5 protein-coding genes are annotated in these 2,717 nt (G+C 35.4%); all 5 read right to left on the bottom strand.

Going from position 1 to position 2,717, the window contains the following annotated elements; translation table 11 throughout:
- Nucleotides 1–746: 746 nt before the first annotated feature.
- Genes I2F23_RS13735 through I2F23_RS14025 form a run of 5 tightly spaced genes read right to left on the bottom strand, consistent with a single transcriptional unit; the run spans nucleotide 747 to nucleotide 2,705 of the window.
- On the bottom strand, nucleotides 747–938 hold the full coding sequence (locus tag I2F23_RS13735) for a hypothetical protein (protein ID WP_213014737.1): 192 nt from the start codon (nucleotides 936–938) through the stop codon (nucleotides 747–749).
- Nucleotides 939–953: 15 nt separating this feature from the next.
- Nucleotides 954–1,136, bottom strand: a complete 183-nt coding sequence (locus tag I2F23_RS13855; RefSeq protein ID WP_195774098.1) for a hypothetical protein — start codon at nucleotides 1,134–1,136, stop codon at nucleotides 954–956.
- Nucleotides 1,136–2,275, bottom strand: a complete 1,140-nt coding sequence (locus I2F23_RS13730) for a P-loop NTPase family protein (RefSeq protein ID WP_195773124.1) — start codon at nucleotides 2,273–2,275, stop codon at nucleotides 1,136–1,138. The genes I2F23_RS13855 and I2F23_RS13730 overlap by 1 nt, the downstream gene beginning before the upstream one ends.
- Entirely contained in the window at nucleotides 2,276–2,560 is a 285-nt protein-coding gene (locus I2F23_RS13725; protein WP_195773123.1) for a DUF2523 domain-containing protein, read from the bottom strand.
- Nucleotides 2,553–2,705, bottom strand: coding sequence for a virulence factor TspB C-terminal domain-related protein (locus tag I2F23_RS14025; protein WP_323127658.1), 153 nt, complete (start codon nucleotides 2,703–2,705; stop codon nucleotides 2,553–2,555). Before I2F23_RS14025 ends, I2F23_RS13725 begins: the two co-directional genes overlap by 8 nt.
- Between the last annotated feature and the right edge of the window lie 12 nt (nucleotides 2,706–2,717).

Here is a 2,717-nt window from a genome sequence, read left to right as displayed (position 1 = left end):
GATAGTACACAATAAAAGCAAAGAACTAATGCGCGAGAATTAAATTATTTCCGAAATTTCGGAGTCAGGCACACTATTAGATAGTAGTGTGCCAATCAAACTACGCACGGGTGTCGGGTCGGTCGGTCGGCAAGCTCCTCCTCCCTCACCCGTGCGTATATGCGTACAGAATGTCGTATAACTTAATTTTATGTTAAATGACAGCAAGTCATCACAATACACCGCTAACGCTCTTATAATCGTTCTGATGAACATTGACAGCAAAGCTATCAATGCCTTAATCAAGTAACATAATATAGAGTTATGCGGAAATCCTAACGCCTAAAAGCTCGATTGCTTAGACTTAAACTATTTATAAATCTTTTTGTCCTTAATTCGTCCCTGATCGACCAAATCATTAATTTTACTTGCGTTATTTCATCATCATTATTCGTATCTTGCTCTTGTAACAATTGCAAATAGCTTTCAAGCATTTTTATTAATTGATCAGTATTCATATGTATTCATGCAAAAATGAAAGACTACGCCTTGATGACTCTGCGCACTGCTCGAGTACATCAATTCCCCTGATTTCATTTTTTGGTTACTCCCATTGAGAAGCATATGGGAGGATTAACGTAACCAAAGAAAAGAAATAACTATTGCCCACAGTGAAAGAGAAATAAAAAAAGTTTTATAAGAAAATTCTTCATTCTTTGCAGAATCAACTAAGCACTTAAAGCTATACAAAAGAAAGTTTTTCATACTTAATAATCATCTTCACGACAAGGACAAGTAAAATTATAGTGATGTTCAAATTCTTCATTTAGAACAAGACGATAGCAACTATAACAACGTGTGTATTTCGTCTCTATTTTAGCAACTATCTCTCTATAATTATGATCAAAAGCAACATCATAAATTTCATTTAATTCATCAAGCGTAAATTCAATAGTCATTGTTAAATCCTCTAATTAGTGTTGATCAAATACATAATCAATAAAAGTGGAACAAGATAACGCAAGAAAAAAAAGCAACGTTAAATAAAAGCCAATAGATAAAAAACCACGCATGAGTTCAACTGGGTCAATGATAAAGCCACATATAGAAATACCAATCAATTGAGGCAAAAGAAAGTCAAGCAAGTGAATCATCATTAAATGCCCTCTTTGTTTTCATACATTGTTTTAAGTTTTTCCTGATCAGTACCGACTGCACCAGTAACAGTATTCTGCTTCTGTTCACTAAAATAGTTAAAAGGTCTTTCTCCATTTTCTATGACACGCTTACAATCAGACTGTGAAACACCGTCCAAGATTGTACCTTGTTGCGTATACGCCACGTATTTACCGTTTAATTTCATACAACCACTAAATACAGGTTTTGTCTTGACCTGATAAGTCATCGCTTGTTTTTGAAAAGGTTTTTCAGGGTCATACGAAATAACAGTTTGTCCATGTTCTCCAGTAGAAACAGAAGTTTCACGTTTTGATATTTGATTAAACCAATTTACACACTCAGGCTTTTCAACATTCTCACCTTTTCGACATTCAATGCTCAGATCAGCAGAGTCTTGAACAGCTTGAGCCTGATTATTTGTAGAAGTCGGCACTGGTTGAACATACTGTTTATCAGGTTTTTTTGTTTCAACACCATTAGAAGAAATGCCCTGTTTCGTTGCAGAACGAACAAATATAACACCTGCAATTAGTGCTAAAACTAAAGTTAAGACAACAGCGACAATACCTTTATTTAAATATGAGCGTTTATTGTGTTTCGCATCGGGTTGAATCGATTCATAAAATCCGAACAAATGCTCAGGGTGAACCCATCTATATTTCTCAAACGCAAACATTTTTTTAGTCTTTGTTATGTTTAACTCAGCTTCTTGAAATATGTATACGTTACTTATTTTTTGCCCTACTCTTTCTAAATGCACATGCTCATTTACAAGACCTAGAACATCGGCATTTAAAAATCTTGCTCGTTGAGTAATGAGCCACATTTCAATGCCACGTTTACGAATTGTAGTCAAATCAAGGATTTGTTTATCCCTTTTTGAGTTATGTCTACTGAATAAATCACGGTATTGAACTTCATCATAGACAACAAGACTGTTATTAGGAATTGTTCTCCAGTCGTCAGGTGCTTTTTCAATTCCTGTATTCTTAATGCCTGTAATGTCTGTAAATATTTTTCTTGCAGTATCCTTTGTTTGTTCTTTGAACAATTCTTCAACTGTCCAAAGTGATTTACCAGTACCGATACCACCAGTGATTAATCTAATCTTTGACATTTAACCACCCTTTTTAATAAGAGTGACTTTTGCACTATTGAGCGTCAGTCTAAATACGACAGCACCAATAATTGATGACAAAGCGATATGAACGCCAGACATTGCAAGCAAACCAAGAACATCACTTGAAAGCGTTCCAAACTGTGAAACAAGATGATCAATGTATGTATTGATCGCAACAAGAAGCCCCGCCCCTGTTGCCAATCCTAAACCCGCTCCCATAAGTACAGAACGAACAAAACCTTTTAAAAGCCAGTCGCCAAAAATAAAAAGTAATCTAATCATCATTACCACCCATAATGACACCTGACGCAATCAAGAAAGACATTAATGCACCGATCGCAAGTACAAACGGGCGTATATCTGATGCAAGTTTGCACCACGATGTTAAATCGTAATCAATTGAAGCCGTTGTATTTTCTAATGATATGTTTTGAGTGCC

Source organism: Acinetobacter pollinis (assembly GCF_015627175.1).
In the GTDB taxonomy this organism is placed as follows: domain Bacteria; phylum Pseudomonadota; class Gammaproteobacteria; order Pseudomonadales; family Moraxellaceae; genus Acinetobacter; species Acinetobacter pollinis.
The sequence above is the reverse complement of the archived record's forward strand: the minus strand, read 5'-3'. Positions and strand labels throughout refer to the sequence as shown.